The 19,460-nt window shown below is 60.9% G+C and carries 12 protein-coding genes; 7 read left to right on the top strand and 5 right to left on the bottom strand.

Annotation, left to right across the window (positions count from 1 at the left end; translation table 11 throughout):
• Positions 1 to 48 precede the first annotated feature (48 nt).
• The 5 genes from JF290_RS18130 (at position 49) to JF290_RS18150 (ending at position 8,102) form a co-directional block, all read left to right on the top strand.
• Complete coding sequence (locus tag JF290_RS18130) at positions 49 to 1,173, top strand: ABC transporter permease (RefSeq protein ID WP_199026314.1); 1,125 nt, start codon at positions 49 to 51, stop codon at positions 1,171 to 1,173.
• Positions 1,173 to 1,970 (top strand): ABC transporter ATP-binding protein, encoded by a 798-nt coding sequence (locus JF290_RS18135; protein ID WP_199026315.1) that lies wholly within the window; start codon positions 1,173 to 1,175, stop codon positions 1,968 to 1,970. The genes JF290_RS18130 and JF290_RS18135 overlap by 1 nt, the downstream gene beginning before the upstream one ends.
• The gene (locus JF290_RS18140; RefSeq protein WP_199026316.1) at positions 1,970 to 3,685 is read left to right on the top strand and encodes an MlaD family protein; all 1,716 of its coding nucleotides are present in this window, start codon (positions 1,970 to 1,972) and stop codon (positions 3,683 to 3,685) included. Before JF290_RS18135 ends, JF290_RS18140 begins: the two co-directional genes overlap by 1 nt.
• 4 nt (positions 3,686 to 3,689) lie before the next feature.
• Positions 3,690 to 4,301 (top strand): ABC-type transport auxiliary lipoprotein family protein, encoded by a 612-nt coding sequence (locus tag JF290_RS18145; RefSeq protein ID WP_199026317.1) that lies wholly within the window; start codon positions 3,690 to 3,692, stop codon positions 4,299 to 4,301.
• Positions 4,302 to 5,597: 1,296 nt separating this feature from the next.
• The gene (locus tag JF290_RS18150; protein ID WP_199026318.1) at positions 5,598 to 8,102 is read left to right on the top strand and encodes an arylsulfatase; all 2,505 of its coding nucleotides are present in this window, start codon (positions 5,598 to 5,600) and stop codon (positions 8,100 to 8,102) included.
• Between the two features lie 384 nt (positions 8,103 to 8,486).
• On the opposite strand, the gene JF290_RS18155 is transcribed toward JF290_RS18150, so the two are convergent.
• Together JF290_RS18155 and JF290_RS18160 are read right to left on the bottom strand one after the other, a co-directional pair.
• Entirely contained in the window at positions 8,487 to 9,911 is a 1,425-nt protein-coding gene (locus tag JF290_RS18155) for an inorganic phosphate transporter (RefSeq protein ID WP_199026319.1), read from the bottom strand.
• Between the two features lie 186 nt (positions 9,912 to 10,097).
• Positions 10,098 to 11,024 (bottom strand): hypothetical protein, encoded by a 927-nt coding sequence (locus tag JF290_RS18160; RefSeq protein ID WP_199026320.1) that lies wholly within the window; start codon positions 11,022 to 11,024, stop codon positions 10,098 to 10,100.
• A 450-nt stretch (positions 11,025 to 11,474) separates the two neighbouring features.
• On the opposite strand from JF290_RS18160, the gene JF290_RS18165 reads away from it, so the two are divergent.
• Entirely contained in the window at positions 11,475 to 12,557 is a 1,083-nt protein-coding gene (locus JF290_RS18165; RefSeq protein WP_268912035.1) for an AI-2E family transporter, read from the top strand.
• Between the two features lie 233 nt (positions 12,558 to 12,790).
• Positions 12,791 to 13,414, top strand: a complete 624-nt coding sequence (locus JF290_RS18170; RefSeq protein ID WP_199026322.1) for a hypothetical protein — start codon at positions 12,791 to 12,793, stop codon at positions 13,412 to 13,414.
• Between the two features lie 69 nt (positions 13,415 to 13,483).
• On the opposite strand, the gene JF290_RS18175 is transcribed toward JF290_RS18170, so the two are convergent.
• The 3 genes from JF290_RS18175 to JF290_RS18185 form a co-directional block, all read right to left on the bottom strand.
• Positions 13,484 to 16,618 carry an efflux RND transporter permease subunit gene (locus JF290_RS18175; RefSeq protein WP_199026323.1) on the bottom strand — a complete coding sequence of 1,045 codons (3,135 nt, stop codon included), beginning with the start codon at positions 16,616 to 16,618 and terminating at the stop codon, positions 13,484 to 13,486.
• A 23-nt stretch (positions 16,619 to 16,641) separates the two neighbouring features.
• Positions 16,642 to 17,781 carry an efflux RND transporter periplasmic adaptor subunit gene (locus JF290_RS18180; RefSeq protein ID WP_199026324.1) on the bottom strand — a complete coding sequence of 380 codons (1,140 nt, stop codon included), beginning with the start codon at positions 17,779 to 17,781 and terminating at the stop codon, positions 16,642 to 16,644.
• 538 nt (positions 17,782 to 18,319) lie between these two features.
• On the bottom strand, positions 18,320 to 19,450 hold the full coding sequence (locus JF290_RS18185; protein ID WP_199026325.1) for a mechanosensitive ion channel family protein: 1,131 nt from the start codon (positions 19,448 to 19,450) through the stop codon (positions 18,320 to 18,322).
• Positions 19,451 to 19,460: the final 10 nt, after the last annotated feature.

Below are 19,460 nucleotides of genomic sequence, written 5' to 3' on the forward strand. Positions count from 1 at the left end.
GATGGGGCCAGGCGCACGCTTTGCCACTGGTTAGGAGACTTTGAATAGATGCAAGCTGGCCAAGACAAGGGTCGGACGGCCCCGCAGGCCAGCCTTCGCAGCCAGGATCAAGTGATCATCCTGTCCGGCGATCTGGTCATCGAGACGATCGAAACCCTCGATGGCGAGTTCGGTGATGCGACGGGAATTGATATCAGCGACGTTGCCCATCTCGATACCGCCGGCGCTTGGTATCTGCTGCAGCTCCGGCAGCAGGTGTCCGACACGTCGCATGAGATCGCGATCCGAGGAGCCAGTGCGCCGCAACGACAACTCTTGGAGACCGTTCGTCAGAACATGCCGCCGGAAGAGGCGCTCGACGAACGTCCGGTGACGCTGTTCGACCGGCTCGAGGAGATCGGACGCACGGTCGTCGGCGGCCTGCACATCGCCATCGAGATGATCGGATTTCTCGGGCAGGTCATCGCCACTATCGCGAGCCTCGTCTTTCATCCCCGCCGCCTGCGAATGACGTCACTTGTCCACCACATGCAGGAAGTCGGCCTCAAGGCTGTTCCGATCGTCGCGTTGATGGCGTTCCTGATCGGGATCGTGCTGGCATTTCAGGGCTCGGCGCAATTGCGCCAGTTCGGGGCCGAGGTTTTCGTGGTCGATCTGATCGCCATTTCGATCCTGCGCGAACTGGGCATTCTGTTGACTGCGATCATCGTGGCGGGGCGGTCGGGCTCTGCGTTCACCGCTGCTATCGGCTCGATGAAGATGCGCGAGGAGGTCGATGCGATGCGCACATTGGGGCTGGATCCGATCGAGATCCTTGTCGTGCCGCGCGTGCTTGCACTGGTGCTGATACTGCCTGTGCTGGGCTTCATCGCCGATCTGACCGGGTTGATCGGCGGGGCCTTGATGTCGTGGATCGAACTTGGCGTATCGCCCGCGGTGTTCCAGTCGCGGCTGGTCGCCAACACCGATGTCTGGCACTTTGCCGTCGGAATGATCAAGGCGCCGTTCTTTGCGCTGATCATCGGGATCATCGGCTGCTACGAAGGGCTCAAGGTGGGTGGCGACGCGGAATCCCTGGGGCGGCTGACTTCGACCTCGGTGGTGCTGGCGATTTTCATGGTGATCGTGGTCGATGCGGTATTTTCCGTTTTCTTTGCGCTGGTGGGGGTGTGATGTCCGAACAGACGGGCTCAGAAGACACGGTCATCAGGGTGCGAGGGCTGAACAAGCGCTTCAAGGACCACGTGGTTCACGAAGGCCTCGATCTGGACGTGCGACGCGGCGAGATCATCGGCATCGTCGGCGGCTCGGGCACCGGGAAATCCGTGCTCTTGCAGCAGATCGTTGGCTTGCTGAAACCGGACGCGGGCCAGATCGAAGTGCTTGGCCAGAGCGTGCGCGACACCTCCGATGCCGAATACCGCGCCTTGCGCCGCCGCTGGGGCGTGATGTTTCAGGATGGCGCCCTGTTTTCATCGCTGACCGTGCGCCAGAACGTCGAAGCCCCGATGCGCGAACAACTGGAGATATCGGACGCGTTGCGCGAAACGATGGCGGGGATCAAGGTGCGTATGGTCGGACTGCCCGAGAACGCGCACGGCAAGTATCCTTCCGAATTGTCCGGCGGCATGCGCAAGAGAGCCGGGTTTGCGCGCTCCATAGCACTTGACCCTGAAATCGTGTTCCTTGATGAGCCGACCGCGGGTCTCGATCCGATCGGCGCAGCCGCATTCGATACCTTGATCCGCCAATTGCAGACCGCGTTGGGCCTGACCGTTTTTCTTGTCACCCATGACCTCGACTCTCTGCACGCGATCTGCGATCGCGTTGCCGTGCTGGCCGAGAAGAAGGTTCTTGCGGTCGGCACGATGGAGGAGATGCTGGAAATCGATCACCCATGGGTTAAAGAGTACTTTCAGGGTCCTCGCGCACGTGCAGCTGTCGGGGCAGCAGCAAGCGGATTGGCGTGATGGAAACGCGGGCAAACTTCATTCTGATCGGGGCATTCACGCTGCTGGGGATCATCGGATCGCTGATCTTCCTGATCTGGCTGTCCAGCGTCCAGCTTGACCGGCAATATGCGTCCTACGGCATCCTGTTTGACGACGTGACGGGCCTTGCCGCCTCGGGTGATGTCGTCTTCAACGGCATCAACGTGGGGCGGGTCATCGAGTTGCGGATATCCGAAACGAACCCGTCCAAGGTGTATGTCGGCATAGAAGTCGATGCCAGCACGCCGGTGCGAACGGACACGGTGGCGCAGCTCAGCTCATCCGGCGTGACCGGAGTCTCCTTCATCTCTTTGTCGAATACCCGGTCTGACGCCCCGCCGCTAACGACGGAAGACGGCAGTCCTCCGATCATTCGGTCGCGCAGATCCACCGTGCAGCAACTTGTCGAGGACGCGCCCGACCTGCTCACCGAAGTGACCGAACTGATCAAACAGTTCCAGGCCCTGACCGGGCCGGACAACCAGGCCTTTGTAGGCAGTATCCTGAAGAACCTCGATGCGGCCTCGGGCGACCTGCAGCAGGCACTGGCGGATTTCTCTCAGATCACGGGGACAGTGGGAACCGCGACCGAACAGATCACGTTGTTCACGTCGCGACTGGACAGCATCAGCGCACAGCTCGAGACGACCTTGGGCAATGCCGACAAAACACTTGCGTCCGCGACCGGTGCGTTCGATACGGTGTCGGAAACCGTCAGCAACTCCGGCACGGCGATCCAGAGTGCGCAGGGCGCCTTTGCCCAGGCCGAAAGCCTGATGCGCGACGAAATTCCGGACATCGTCGCGCGCATTTCCGACACGGTCGACTCGCTGAACCTGGCGGTCACATCCCTGTCCAGCCGCGGCGACGACACCCTGGCGGGCTTTGACCAGATGGCCGATCTGGCGAACGCGCGTCTGACCGAACTCGAGACCACTCTCAACGAAGCCGACACCGCATTTGTCGCCGTCACAGAGGCGGCCGACAGCTTTTACGCGTTGGTGGATGGCGACGGCACCCTGCTGGTGTCGGAGGCGCGCACTGTTCTGGCAAGCGCAGGACGAGCGTTGACAAACGTCGAAACCGTGATCGAAACCGATGTGCCCGCTCTGGTATCCGATATTCGCGGCGCAACGGCCACGGCATCGCAGGCGGTCGATCGTGTCGCCGCGGACCTGACCGGCCTGACCGCGCGCCTCGATCCGTTGGCGGCAGATGCGCAGGGCGCCCTGACCACGGCGACACGGGTTCTGGAGAGGGCCGGCAGCACGCTGGACGGTCTTGACGAGACCCTCGCCGCAGCCGACGGTGCGCTGTCTGCGGCAGAAATGGCCTTTGACGCTGCATCCGGGGTACTGGCGACCGATCTCGGCCCGACGCTGGAGGATATCCGCTCGGCAGCCGCGCGGATCAACGAAGCGACCGCCCGTGTGTCCGATGACATTCCCGCCGTCACAAGCGACCTGCGCGACCTGATCGCGCGGGCAGATGCCGTCGTCGCAGAGGTGCAGACGACGGTTGGACAGGCGGCTCCGGGCATCCGTACATTCACAGGCACCGGCCTGAGCGAACTGTCCAGGCTGGGCACGGAGGCACGCAGTCTAGTGCGGTCCCTTGAACAACTGGTCAGACGGATCGAAAGAGACCCTGCCCGGTTCTTCCTGGAAGACCGCGTGCCCGAATACCGGAGGTAGAAGAATGGATGTGGTGAAACTCTCCCGACGCAGCCTTTTGGCCGGGGTAGCCGCAAGCCTTTCGGGATGTGGCGCTCTGGCGTCTCTGAACGCGGCTTCGGCGACCTTGGACACATATGACCTGACACCCGTTCCAGGTTCCACCGCCGGCAGACGGACCCGACGCACGCTTGTGGTGGCGCGTCCGTCGGGCCCGGCAGGCATCCTGACCGACCGCATCATGGTCAAGCCGACGCCATCGGCAATCACGTTCCTGCCTGACGCGCGCTGGCCGGACGAATTGCCGGCCGTGCTGCAATCGTTGCTGATCCGCTCGATTTCCGGGACCGGGCGTTTGGGCTATGTCGGGACTGCCGAGGGTGGACCTGTGCCGGATCTGGCCCTGCTGACCCGAATCGACGCATTTCAAGTAGAGATCGAAGGGGAGACGCTTGTCGCCCGGATGGCAATGCAACTGACCCTTCTGCGTGACAACGATCAACGCGTGCTCGCCAACCGGTCCTTCACGACATCCGTCCCTTCGCCCGGTGATGCGCCGGCCGAAATCGTTGGGGCCTTCCAGGCTGGTCTGAACGTCCTTCTACCGCAGATGGCGGACTGGGTCGCGTCCGTCTGAACGAGGTGGAGGTCCGTACCTCAGACACGGTCGCGACACCATTCTTTGAGCCACACCAAACGGACATGCCTCGACGCTAGCGTCGATTGCAACGCAGTCATCCACCGCCGGGTCGTATCCGGGCTCGCAACGCCATCCCGGCCCAGACACGCTTCTGTTAAGAGAGCAATTCTAGGGGACCGAGATCGCATCGATAGTCCAGGTCGAAAGATCGCAGGGACCCATTGTCGCGCGGGGTTATCGCTGCGCAGGTCTCATCTCCGACCGCGTCGTATCCACGACGGCAGGTCCAGCCCTGAGCACCTGACCAGCCCCCGCCAAGAGCGGGAAAGCGAGAGATGCGGCGACGCCGGCCGCGACAGCCCAGCCTGGTGCTCAAGCCCCTTCAGGGTGTGCCGATCCATCTTGCGCCTCCTCCTTCTTTTCACGGTTGCACCTGTGTCCTACCGTGCCATGTCTTGCCGACCCAACCGAAGCTAGCGCCGCAGCCCGGGCCGCGGAAGCTTCACGGAAATTGGTAGCGGGCAAACCTTCGGTCTCTGCCGCCTGACCCAGGAAAGTCTCCGGGATTATCGGACGCGCGGACTGGGTCACTGCGAGGACAGTGTCAGCAAATCCGAACGATTTCCCCATGCGTTGGTCGACAAGGCCCAGAACAAATACGACCTGTCGTTTCCAGTTCTCATGATTGGCGCCTCGGGGTCGGGCCGATAATCGGTGCCACGCAAACCGGAAAGGCATCGGACCATGCGGCGCACGGTACCCGGAAGCTACCGCCGGACGAACAGCGCGTTCTCTGTCATATAGAGGAGCACTTCTGGACCAGCGACGCGGACGACGCCCGGACATCGGTGTCCTGGGAGCTACGGCTATTCTCGAGATGTCATTCTGAACGTTTCCAAGACGTTAGCCGCTTCGCCAAGCCCTCCGTCGGCAAATGCCAGTTTTCAAGGGCAAGTGCACGCCAACCTATCCAAACCGGATGGCATTTTCCGCATCTCAGAGATGCCTGCAATTGACGTCTTGTGCCTCCGCCAGACAACGCGTCAAACCGCACTCAAACGACTTTATTTCTTTTGCAAGATCGCCAATTTCAGCCGTTTGATTGATCCAGATCAAGTCATCCCCGAATGATCAAGCTCATCGTCCGATCTGATGGTCACGTCTGTGGACGACCCGCAGGTTGCGCCTGTGAAGCCGGGCTCCGCGTTCCTTCTCGGACGCGAACCGAATAGCGCGACTTGTTCGTTCAGGGATGTTGAAGGCCATTTCCAATTGCCTGGGGGAGCGACAACGATGTCCGCACACAAGTTACCATTTCTGATCGCCACGGGGCTGCTTCTAGCTCTGCCGGCCTTGTCCCCCGCGTTCGCCCAGGCGCCCGCGGGCGCGCCGAATGCGACGACGACGATCGACGGACGGCAACTGCCCAATCCGCCGATGCCGTTCGGCGGCACGATCGAGAACGACGCACTCAGCTCAACACCTTGGTGGGCACCGCAGATCGCCCCGCCCGAAGACGCTCCGAACATCCTTCTCATCATCACCGACGATTCGGGCTTCGCCGTCCCCAGCACCTTCGGTGGCGTCATCCCGACCGACACGATGGACGCGCTCGCGGCCGAGGGCCTGAGCTATACAAGCATCCATTCGACGGCGCTGTGTTCGCCGACCCGCGCGGCGCTGATCACCGGACGCAACCATCATTCGGCAGGCTTTGGCGTGATCGCCGAACAGTCGACCGGCTTCCCCGGCTACAACAGCATCATCGCGGAGGACAAGGCAACCATCGGGCGGATCCTGCTCGACAACGGCTATGCCACGTCCTGGTTCGGCAAGGACCACAACACGCCCGCCTTCCAGGCCAGCCAGGCCGGCCCGTTCGACCAATGGCCGACCGGCATGGGCTTTGAGTATTTCTACGGCTTCGTCGGTGGCGACGCCAACCAGTGGCAACCCAACCTGTTCCGCAACACCACCCAGATCTATCCGTTCGACGAGACCGATGCGGAATGGAACCTGGTCACGGCGATGGCCGATGACGCGATCGCGCACATCACGAACCTGCACCAGATCGCCCCTGACAAACCGTTCTTCGTGAAATACGCACCGGGCGCGACCCACGCTCCGCACCACCCCACGAAGGAATGGGTGGAAAAGATCGAGGCGATGAACCTCTTTGACGACGGGTACGAAGCACTCCGGCAAACGATCTTCGAGAACCAGAAGAAGCTGGGTCTTGTTCCAGAGGATGCGACGATGACCCCCTGGCCGGCGGAAATGCTCAAGCCGTGGGACAAGTTGACCGATATCGAGAAGAAGTTGTTCATACGGCAGGTCGAGGTTTTCGCCGCCTATGCCGCCTATTCCGATCACGAGATCGGACGGGTGATCAAGGCCATCGAGGACATCGGCGAGATCGACAACACTCTGATCATCTACATCAACGGCGACAACGGAACGAGCGCCGAGGGCGGCCCCCTCGGGACGCCGAACGAGGTCGCTTTCTTCAACGGCCTGAACGAGATCCCGGCCGAGACCCAGATGAAGTGGTACGATGTCTGGGGCACCGAAGAGACCTACAACCACATGTCCGCCGGCTGGTCCTGGGCGTTTGACACACCTTTCGACTGGTTCAAGCAGAACGCCTCCCGCCTGGGCGGCATCCGGCAGAACATGGTCGTATCCTGGCCCGCGAAGATCACCGACAAGGGCGGGCGCCGCGACCAGTTCATGCATGTGATCGACGTGGTGCCGACGATCCTCGAAATCACCGGGATCCAGGCCCCGCTGGAAGTGGACGGCGTGTTGCAATCGCCGATCGAGGGAACGAGTTTCGCCTACACCTTCGACAAGGCGAATGCCGATGCGCCGAGCCGGCACACCACCCAGTATTTCGAGATGATGGGCCAGTGGGCGCTCTATCACGAGGGCTGGCTGCTGAGCACCAAGGTCAATCGCGCGCCATGGGAGGCCTTCGGGCCGGCGAACGCGGACCCTCTGAACAACCAGGTGTTCCAGCTTTATGACCTGACGAAGGACATGAACCAGACCAACGACATCGCCGCGGACAACCCTGAAAAGGTCAAGGAGCTTCGGGCGCTCTTCCTCGAGGAAGCCAAGAAGTATCAGGTCCTTCCGCTCGATGCCTCGGTCGCGGCCCGCATCGTCGCGCCGCGTCCCAACATCACGGCTGGCCGGACGGAGTTCGTCTATACGAGACCGATGATCGGCCTGCCGCAGGGCGACTCTCCGTTGCTGCTCAACACCTCCTATACGATCACGGCAGAAATCGACGTGCCCGAAGGCACACCGGCACAAGGCATGATCCTTACCTCTGGCGGGCGGTTCGGCGGCTATGGCTTCTACCTCAAGGATGGAAAGCCCGTGTTCCTGTGGAACATGGTTGATCTGAACCGGATCAAGTGGGAGGGAACCGAAGCCCTGAGCCCGGGCAAACATGTCGTCGAGTTCGACTTCAAATATGACGGGATGGGCGCGGGAACGCTCGCCTACAACGACTTCGGCGGGGTCGGAAAAGGCGGCACCGGAACCCTGCGGGTCGACGGCAAGGACGTCCAGACACAGCAGATGAAACAGACGCTGCCGATGATCCTGCAGTGGGACGAAAGCTTCGACATCGGGTCCGACACGCTGACCGGCGTGAACGACGCCGACTACAAGCCGCCGTTCCCGCTGACGGCGACGCTCGAGAAGCTGACGATCAAGGTGGACCGTCCCGAACTGAGCGAGGCCGACAAGGCCAAGCTCCAGGCGGCGATGAAGGCAGCGAGCGACTAACGCGTTCGACTGACAGCCTGTCGCCAATGGTCTGGAAGGGAGACGCCCTCGTGGCATCTCCCTTTCTTGCTTGCCACCGTGCGCAGGCTTCTGCCGTGTTCGCGGGACGAAAACCGGCCAAGTCCCGACAACGACATTGACCGCAGACAAAGGCGTGTAACATGGTCATCGCGGCCCAAACTTCCTGCGTCAAACAACGAACTTGAGGCAGAGAAAGCGTTCCTGACCTTTAGACCCGCGCAAGTCTTGCGGGATTGTTCTAAGTAGTGAGCACCGGATCCGCGGTGGGAAAATCAGTTTCACAACCGCGGACCCGATGAAACGCGACACAATCCGTCAAACGCCAAGCCTGCACGACCGCCCTGCCCGCGAACGATGTCGGCTTCAGGCAAAAATCCCGTGCGATACGAGCCCCAGAACGAATGACAAGAGCACCGTTCCGGGCAAGGTCGTGACCCATGTGATCAGGATCCGCCGGATCATCACCCACTGGATCCGGTCCCCGGCCGATTGCACGGATCCGGCCACGCCGGCGGTCAGAACATGCGTGGTCGAGACCGGAACGCCGCCCCCATCCGCAGCCGCGATGGCCGCGATCGCTGCCATCTGGGTCGACAGGCCCTGCGCCGGGCTCATCGGCTTGTCGCCCATCTTTTCGCCCAAGGTCCTGGTGATCCTTCGATAGCCGATCATGGTCCCCGTGCCCAATGCCACGGCCGACACCACGATCAGCCAGAAGGGAACATCCTCTATCAGACGTGTGGTCTCCCGGTGGGCGTGCCTGAGCTTGCGGCGCTCCTCCCCGTCAAAGACGTCGAGTTTCCGGGACGAGTCGATGACCCTTCCCAAGGCCTCGTGAACGTCCAGGATTTCCTTTCGAAACCGGATTTTCTCTTCGGCGCTGATCGGCCGTTCCTGCCAGTCCCGGTGTGCCACGTCTTTCAGATGTTCGATCTCGCGCAGGAAAACCGCGGCGTTGGGAAGTCTCGGATCATTGGCATGGGCGGCAACGCTGTCCTCGATCTCCTCGATCACTTCGAGTGTCAGTCGATAGCTGGCCTGGTCCTTCACCGGATCGACCGCATACAGGCCCGGTGCCAGCCCCATCAATGTCATCAGCATCAGCCCGATGGACTTCTGTCCGTCATTGGAGCCATGCAGGAAGGAGACCCCGATCAGCCCTCCGATCAGCGGAGCGCGGATGGTGCCCGGCGGCACGACGCCTGTTTGGTGTGGTTCGAACATGCGCGTGTCGCGCGACCAGCGTTTGACGCCCTTGTAGAGGAGCCAGGCCAAGGCGAACCCGAAGATTGGCGAGATCAGCAGCGTGACGAGAATTTTCTCGCTCTGCGGCCAATTCATCGCCTCGATCATCGACGTGCCGGTCAGGGCCGCATGCGCCATCGAGACGCCAATGACCGAGCCGATATAGGTGTGAGTCGTGGAGTTCGGGATACCGAACCACCAGGTGGTGAGGTTCCAGGCGATCGCCGAGAGGACCAGCGCCAGCATCAGCGCAGCCTCGTTCGGAGTGTTGATACCGGCGACCATTTCCTTGGGCAACAGAAAGACAAGGCCGAAAGCCACAGCGGTGCCACCGAGCAGAACACCCAGAAAATTCAGGAAGGCCGACAGCCACACAGCCTGTGCTGGGCGCATGGCGTTCGAGTAAATGACGGTGGCGACCGCGTTCGCGGTGTCGTGAAAACCGTTCACCGCCTCCTGCAGGACGATCAGTGCAAACACGACCAGCAGCGTGACGGTCGCCACATTCGGCAAATTGCTGAGAATTTCCTCGGTGGCCGTCATCCGTTACTCCTGATCGTGGCCGAGCGCTTGTTCCGTACGCCTGCGATCATCGCCACCCTTCTTCCCGGGCATTGGTTGCCGATCAGCGCATCAAAGTCCACACGTCTGACACGCCGGCAGGCCGATGCGCGCGGTGCGATTGGCTGGGAGCGGATCGGGACAAGGCGAGCCTCCGCAAGGAAGTTTTCAGAACCGTTTCTGGATCGTTGCAACCACCCGTTCGCTGCCGCCGTTCTTGTTCCACTCGGCCTGAAGGGCGACCCCGTTCCTGAAATTGACGTTGAACCCCAGAACCCCGGACAGCTTGTCGGTGTTTTCGATACTGGCTTCGTAGTTGACGTTGATGCTGTCACCATTGGGAAAGAAGTTGCCCATCTGGGTTCGCCCCGACACCCGCGTTTCGATGTCCAGATAAGACACGCCGAAGTAGGGTGAAAACATGTGCCCACCGCCGAACACGAAGCGACGACCGAACCTTGCGCCGGCTGTCAACGACTTGATGTCGCTGGATTTCTCGCCCCGCGTCACCGTGAAAGCGGCGGTTGCGGTTCCAAACCAGCGACCACTGGCATAAACGCCCGTCGTCCCGAAGCTGAAACTTTGACGATTCACGCGCGTGACGAATGGCAGAACGACCGTCCCCGACAGGTTGTTGCCGACACAGATCGGAGGGCGCAGCGGTATCGGGTTTTCGACGCAAACCTCGCCGATATCTTCGAGGTTCACGTTCACCGTCAGGTCGACATCGCCCCGCACGCGCCCCACGCTGGCAAACACGTTGAGAAATGGCAGCACCCAGAGATCCAGTTTGACCTGCTCGCTGGTTGTCGTGCTCGCGGACAGGGCGTCCACGAACGGTATATCGATCAACGGCCTATCACTTGGTGGAAAGACGTTCCGTCCGAGCGCCACGGAGACGCTTTCGATGGTCTGGTTCTGCTGGTTGTGAACGCCGATCACTGACAGACCCCATGGAAGCGGCAAACCAAAGCCGCGCTCGATGGCCTCCTGCCCGCCGATCGGAAACTTCCGGTCGTAAACGACCGGTTCGGACGGGGGTTCGGGTTTCTCGGGATCACGAAGCAGAAGCTCGTCGGGAAATCTCAGGATCACGCCGATCTGTGGAATAATTCCGGGCGCAACTTCAGGGCGCGGCTCACTTTGCTCAGCGCGATCTGCCGCGACTGGCCCGGCGAGCGCGGCGCAAACGATGCCGGCAATCCACGGAAACGTCTGTCGAAATGCGTGTTTCACGGTCATACGATGGCACCGGTTGATGTGATGTGAAGCTTCTATCCGCGACGCGTGGTTCCTCCAGCGGAGTGTCGACGAACAGACATGGAATGCAACCCCAAGTCATGGCTGACTTTCCAACGCAGACGCGTGAGGCGGATCGCGCTGTTCTGAAGCGTTCGACATAATCGGACCGCTCCCAGAGGCGACGCATCATACGGACGCTTTGGACCCAGTCCGAGACATGTGAGCCACTTTCCATGATGGCTTGTAACCAACGGCTTCGACGCTACTAATGTGTTGGACGCGCAAGAGAACCGATGCTGCCGAATGACACATGAAGACCAGAACAGAAGATCGCTTCCGACATGGTTTTTTGCTCTGGGGACGCTGGCGCTTTCAATCGGTTTCTTGTGGTTCGCCAGTGATTTCCTGATACCGCTCACTATCGCAGGCCTGCTTTTCATCCTCTCGTCCGCGCTCGTGGACAAGATCCAGAGCACAAAAATTCTCGGATGGTCGCCGCCTGCCTTTCTGGCTCAAATCCTGGGCACAGCCTTGATCATCGGAACGGTTCTCGTTCTCGGCTCGATCGTGTCGTCGTCAGCCGACGAAATCCAGAACGCCCTGCCGATGTATCGAGAGCGCTTGCAAGACCTGTTGGAAAAACTGGAAAGCCTGATGGGGGCCAGAGTTCTGGATGCCGGCCGCAACGCGGTCCAGAACGTCGACCTTGGGGCCTGGATCGCGGCCATCGCGGGTCAATTCGGCGGCGCCCTTTCAATGCTCATCCTGGTGACGCTGTACCTGGTGTTCCTGGGGTCCGAACGGGCCGCCTGGGTCGAGAAGATGCCCCGGCTGTTCACGACGGATGAGGGAGCGCAGCGCGCCCGAAAGGTCCTGCAGAGGATTTCGCTCGGCGTGAAACAATACATGTGGGTCAACGCGGTGACGAGCGCCATGAGCGGTGTGGTCGCGTTCGCGATATTCACCTGGGTTGATCTCGACTTCGCATCGCTTCTGGCTCTGATCGTGTTCCTGGCCGGGTTCATTCCGAACATCGGGGCGTTCATTGGGATCGCGCTGCCGTCTTTGCTCGCCCTGATCCAGTTCGATAGCCTGACGCCCTTCCTCATCGTTCTGTTTGGCTATGGCGCCGCGGATCAGTTCATCTCCAACGTGGTGCAGCCGTCCATGCAGGGACGATCACTCAACCTCAGCACCTTCATGGTGATGGTTTCCTTGACCTTCTGGGCGACCCTCTGGGGCGGTATTGGAGCGTTTCTGGCGATCCCGATGATGGTCGTGACAATGGTCATTTGCGCCGAAATTCCCGCCATTCGCTGGATTGCAGTGTTGCTGTCCCGCGACGGGCGGTTGCCCGGCGAACAGACATCCGATGACCATGAATGAATAGTGATGCAAACTGGAGTTCGATAAGTTCGATCCTATTGTCCAGATGAAGGTTTGTGGGGTCGGATATGAGAGAACCGACGGACGTGCTGCCTTGCTGGGAAACCAACTGGAGGATTTTTCTCATGGAATTGACCCGAAGCAGAATTTCCGCGCGCTCCCCTGTGTTGGACAGGCGGCGGCAGAAACTAAGGGGCTGTGCGCTGGCCGGTCTCATGCTCGCACCTTGCGGCATGCAGGCTCAGGAGAAGGCCCCCGAAGACCCGACAAAGATCGCAACGAAGCTGGGCATCGGATACACCGATGAGGTTGCAATATCCGGTTCGCTGGCCTTTGGCCCGGTGACAAAGGTCAACGCCCGGATCAGCGAAAACGGACACTGGACCCTTGGCGCATCCTACCTGTTTCCGTTCGCCATCGTGACCTTCTCTGCCGCGAAAACCGAGTTTGACGACGACTCCGTACAAACCCGCTATTCCATTGGAGGCTTCGTTCCATTGACGCAAATGGGGGTGCAGACCGGCAAATGGCATTTGTTCGTGCCTTTCGGCTATTCGCATACCGAGTCCGAAAAATCCGGGTACGACCTGATCCTGAATGATACGATCGTGTTGGAGCAGAGCAGCCAGAGCGGCTATGTCGGCGTTTTCGGGTTCCGGCCGCTCAGCGAGACGCTGACACTCATGGGCAGCGGCGTCGTGTCCCGGGGAGGCGACGACTTTTCGGGCATGGCGATCTCCGGCGGTCTGTCCTACCACCTGACCGCCAAGGACACGGTCGCGGTGTTCGCCAACTACGTCGACAACAGCTTCGGCGAAAAGCGCCGACTGGGCATCTCCTATCGGCACGAGTTCTAGGGTCTGGACCCGTAGTCTACAGATCCCGGCTTTGGCACACGCTACGTCGGACGGAAATACACTTTGAGTTCACTCCACCGCGGGTGTGACGCCACCGTGGATACGTTCGCGCAGTCCTTGGAACATCTTGAAGAACACTGGTCCGAAAATCGAGCCGGCGATGGCCGAGGCGATCGAGCCGCCGAAGACCGCGACGCCCAGAGAGACTCGGCTGGCGGACCCTGCGCCGGTGGCGATGACAAGCGGATAGACCCCTACGGCGAAGGCCAGCACCGTCATCATCACCGGACGAAAGCGCAACCGCGCCGCCTGCATCGCCGCTTCGTGCAAGGCCAACCCGGCGTTTTCACGTTGCTGCTTGCCGAATTCGACAATCAGGATCGCCGTTTTTGCCGCGAGCGCGATCAGCATCAACAACCCGATTTGCCCGTAGAGACTGAGCGGTTCTCCGGCGATGCGAAGTGCGATCATTGCCCCGAGAATGGCAAAGGGCACGGTCATCAGCACCGCAACAGGGGTCAGGAAGCTCTCATACAGCGCGGCGAGGAACAGGAAGGTGAAGATCAGCGACAGGCCAAGCGCAATCGGGATGGCGTTGCCCGACTTGCGCTCTTCGAAGCTGGAGTCGGTCCAGTCATAGCGGTAGCCGGGGGCGAGGTTATCCTGCGCGACCTGCTCCATCCGGTCCATGGACGAGCCGCTGCTGAAACCGTCTGCGGTGTTCGGGATGCCAGTGATCGTGGCCGAATTGTAGGTGTTGTAGCGATAGAGCACATCCGGCCCGATCGTCGGTTCCGCCTCAACCATCGCCGACAAAGGCACAAGGTCACCCGAGGCATTGCGCACGAACAGCGTGTCCAGCGCCCGTTCGTTCTGGCGATAATCCGAGTCCGCCTGCAGCATCACCCTGTACGTCTTGCCGAACATGTTGAAGTCGTTGACGTAAAGCGCGCCAAGCTGGGTCTGTAGCGTCAGGAAGATGTCCGACACCTTGACGCCCAGCGTCTTGGCCCGCTCGCGGTCCACGTCCAGAAACATCTGCGGCGAATCCGCCTTGTAGGTCGAGAAGGCCCGCGCGATCTCGTCCGTTCCGTTGGTTTCGGCGAGAAGGGATTGCAGCGCCGCCGACATTTCCTGCGGCCCGCGCCCCTGCGTGTCTTCAAGCACGAAGGAGAAGCCCTCGACCGCGCCGAGGCCAGGGATCGCCGGTGCCCCGAAGATGATGGTCTGGGCTTCGGGCATCTGCGCGAAGATCTGCTGATACTTCTGCTGCAGGAAAAGCTGGTGCTGTTCGGCCCCGGGACGCTCTTCCCAGGGTTTCAGCTTGGCGATGATCATCCCGGCATTGGATTGCAGCGCCGTGTTCAGGATTGAATATCCGTTCACCGACAGCACGTTCTGGATATTCTCGTCCGCGCCGAGAGTCTCGGTCAACCGATCCATGACCTCTTCGGTCCGGTTCAGCGAGGCACCACCCGGAAGCTGAACGTCGACCATGAAAAACCCCTTGTCCTCGGTCGGAATGAAGCTCGTGGGCGTTGTCGTGAACAGAACGTAGAGCAGCGCCATCAGCCCCGCGACGCTGGCAAGGGCGACGACAAGGTAACGCGCAAGGAAATCCACCAGCGCAACATAGACCCGCGTGATCCAGTCAAAGCCCTTGTTGAACAGACGCACGACGAAATTCGGCTTCATGCCGGGTCTCATCAGGACCGTGGCCAGCGCAGGGCTGAGCGTCAGGGCGTTGACCATCGAGATCAATACCGCGATCGTCAGCGTTGCCCCGAACTGGCCGAACATCCGCCCGGTGATCCCCGGCAGCAGCAACGTCGGACCGAACACCGCGACCAGAACCATCGATGTGGCCACGATCGGTCCCGATACTTCCTTCATAGCTTGCCCCGTGGCCTCGGCGGGGCTGAGGTCGGGGCTTTCGTGCAGGATGCGTTCGACGTTCTCGACCACGATGATCGCGTCGTCGACGACCAGCGCAATGGCGAGGATCAGCGCGAAAAGGGTGACGGTGTTGATCGTCATCCCGGTCGCATAGAGCACACCGAGTGTGCCGATGATCGACACCGGCACGGCAATGGTCGGGATCAGCGTTGCGCGCACGGACCCGAGGAAGACGTAGGTCACCGCCACCACGAGAATGATGGTGAAGAACATGGTGATCACGGTCTCTTCCAGCGATGCCTCGATGAACAGTGTCGTGTCATGGCCGACCACATAATCGACGCCTTCGGGGAAGAATTCCTTGAGCTCGTCCATCTTGTCCCGAACCGCCTCGGCGACCTCGAGCGAGTTGGCTTCGCCCAGCTTGTAGATCGCCATCAGTACGCCGGGACCGTTGTTGAACTCGCCATAGCCCTTGTAGGCGAAGGCGCCGAGTTCGATGCGCGCGACATCGCTCAGCCGGATGATCGAGCCGGCGTCATCGGCGGCCAGCACGATGTTGCCGAAATCCTCGGCATTCTCGACCCGGCCCTTGGCGGTCAGCACGTACTGGAACTGCGTGTCCTCCGGCGCCGGGGCGGCGCCGAATTGGCCGACGGCGGCCTGCACGTTCTGTTCCTTGATCGCGGCGACCACATCGTTGACCGTCAGGTTGCGGTTGGCCAGCGCCACGGGATCCAACCAGGCGCGCAGACCGTAGTCGAGCGCGCCAATGATCTCGGCCTCTCCGACACCGGGCAGACGGCCCAGCTCGCCCTTGACGTTGATCGACGCGTAGTTGGACAGGAACACCCGGTCGAACCGGTCATCCGGCGAAACGATGTTGACCACCATCAGGATGTCGGGGTTTCGCTTGCGTACAGACACGCCGCGCTGGCGCACCTCTTCGGGGAGGCCAGGTTCTGCCAACGCAACGCGATTTTGCACATCCACTTGCGCCAGGTCCGGATCGACGCCGATCTCGAACGTGACGGTCAGCGTATAGCTTCCGTCGCTCGCCGATTTCGACGACATGTAGACCATGCCCTCGGCACCGTTGACCTGTTCCTCGATGGGCGAGGCGACCGCGTCGATCACGGTCTGGGCATCGGCGCCGGGGTAGTTGGCGCGCACCACGACCTTGGGGGCAGAGATATCCGGATACTGGTCGATGGGCATGACGAACATCGACAGCGCCCCGAACAGGGTGATGAGCATCGAGATGACGAAGGCGAACTTGGGCCGCCGGATGAAAAAGGATGGACCCACGATATTTCCCCTGCCCTGACGGTTCAGCTTTCGTATGGCGCGGCCTGCACCTTGATGCCGGGTCGCATCTTCTGCAGCCCCTCCACGACCACCCGGTCACCCGGGGTCAGACCGTCCAGCACTACCCAGTCTGCCCCGTTGCGGATCCCGAGGTCGATGTCCCGGCGCGCGACCGTGTCGTCCTCTTGGACGACCCAGACGTAATGCCCGATCTGGTCGAAGCTGACCGCCCGCTGCGGGATCAGCGGTGCCTCGATCGCCTCGATGACCTGGCCGCGCAGGATCACGTTTTCGCCCGGCAGCAGGATGCCGTCCGGATTGGGAAACAAGACGCGCGCAGCGATTGTGCCGGTGCCCGGCACCGCGGTGTTGTCCCAGTTCTCGAACGTGCCCGGAAGGGGATACTCAACCCCGCCCGGAAGAATGATGTGCACCGTCAGCGGCGGGATCGGAACGCCCTGTTCCTCGAGCTTGAGGCGACGGGACAGGAAGGTGAAGTAGTTGCTCTGATCGACCAGCCCCACGGCATAGATCGGATCCAGCGAAACGATCTCGGCGATCGGTGCCGGTCGTGTCGGATCCCCCGGTGTGTAGAGATCTCCGACCGAGTAGGCTGGCGCCGAGATGCGCCCGCCGAAGGGAGCATAGACCTTGGTGTCCTCCAGATCCTTGCGCGCCTGGTCGATCCGCGCCTTGGCGATCGCGACCTTGGCATGGGCGACTTCGGACTTGGCCTCGGCATATTCGACTTCTCTCTGGGAGACCGTGTTGCTTTGGGCCAGTTTCTGTGCCCGGTCCAGATCCAGATCGATCTGCAACGCCTCGGCCTGGGCTTGCTTGAGGTTCGCTTCGGCCTCGGCCAACGCGATCAGGTAGTCTGACTGGTCCATTTCGACCAGCAGATCGCCTTTTTCGACGATGTCGCCCGGCGTGATGTGAATGGCGTCGATTCGGGCTTTGACGATAGGTCGCACCGAGTGCGAACTGATCGCGTCGATGCGAGCCGGATGTTCGAAGGACGGGCGGATTTCCTGCACTTGAACCGTCGAGACAAGCGCGACAGGTCGGTTCTCTGCTCCCGCATTCTGAGCAGTCGCCGTCAACGGGAAGGCGAACAGGGCAAGGATGCCGCTCCACAACACCACCATCTTGAACGAGTTCATTCCCATCACCTTTCCGGTACCGTTGGACCAATGGTAAGTCTCACGCTCCCGGCGTCCATCAATCGACATCCGAACGACTGCAGTGAGCAGGGACGATTTGAAGTCCCTCTTTCATCAGCGAGATCATAGCTTCTTGTCACACCGCGATTGAGGCTGTTTTCGGCGGCGATGGCAACGTTTTTTTGAATCGGTCCGAGTCTCGCAAGCATTTGGTATCAAACTGAGCTTCATGAAATCACGTGATCTACCGCGGAACTGACAATGATGAAGCATGGCGCAGAGATGCGAGAGAACAGTCCGCAGTCTTGTGCTGGCTGGGGCGCGACCAACCGGAAAGGGTGGCGCCTCAGAAAGCCGCACTGCAAGTACCGTGGTTCTGCGGGAGCCGGATGGAACCCAAGACCGCCGCGAGAAGTCGGAAGCCGAATACGGTTCCGGCTAGCCGCTGCTATCGACGCAACTTCCGGGTGTGTCTCCTATCCGACCCCGCGGTCCCGTCAGACTGTTTCCTCAGGCCATAACCGCGATCGCGCATCAACTATTCCGAGCCGTTCTCCTCGCTTTCCTCCGGGGCTTGGCGGAGCTGGATCGTTTGTGTCGGATAGGCGAGCTTGGTGCCCGCCTCGGAAACCGCCGCACGAATGGCAGACACCAGTTGGCTGCACGTCTCGAGATACTGCGCATAGCCGTCGGACAAGGTGAATGCATAGATCATCACATCCACCGAGGTTTCCGAAAGAGCGCATGGCTTCACCAACAACATTAGGCTGCCATCGGTCACGAAATCGCCGCTGTCTTTCAGGTGGTCTTGCAGTGTTTCGCAGACAGATTTCAGCTGCGCCTCGGTCGTGTCCAGAACAAGCGGAACGGTCCAGTTGATCCGCCAGTGATCCATCCGCGTCTTGTTCATGACCACGGCATTGGCGAGATCGGCATTGGGAACAAAGCGCGGCACCCGGTCGAACCCCTGCACCATGGTCGAACGCACGTCGATCCGGCGGACAATGCCTTCGACCCCGTTTTCGACGCAAATCCAGTCGCCCACCTTGAACCGCCGTTCGCTCATGTTCGTCATGCCAGCGACGAGGTTGCGGACGAGATCCTGCGCAGCGATGGCCAAACCCGCCCCGAACACGCCAACGCCGGTGAGCGCGTTGGCGATGTCGATGTCCCATACGGCGAGGATCGAGGTGACCGCCAACACAACGACCACGACCTGACCCAGACGAACCAGCCAGCGGGTGTTGACCGCCACCGACATAAGCGAATTCTCGCTGTCGGCGAGTCGTACCATCGCCTCCATCAACCGGTACGCCATCGCGAAAACCGCAGCGACCAAAACCGAGATGAGCGTGCGCCGGAGGAGACCGCCGAAGAGCTCGGGCAAGGCCAGAGCGCCGTGCACCAGCAACAGCGCGACAACGACCACCATGACCTGAAGGGCTTTCTTGACTTCGTGATGGACATCATCGTTGAAGTCGATCTTCAAGGCACCGAGGATCCAACCGATCAGAGTGGTCAGGGTCGCAGCGATGGGCCGACGCAGAACGAAGATAATCGCCACGAAAACGGCGGCGATCAGCAGAGCTTCCTTGTCGACTGTTGTCGCCCAGGACCGAAACGGACCGATCAGACGATCCATCAGCGAATGTAGGCTCTCAGCGTTCATGTTGACCGGC

Source organism: Sedimentitalea arenosa (assembly GCF_016428585.1).
GTDB classification, from domain to species: Bacteria; Pseudomonadota; Alphaproteobacteria; order Rhodobacterales; family Rhodobacteraceae; genus Sedimentitalea; species Sedimentitalea arenosa.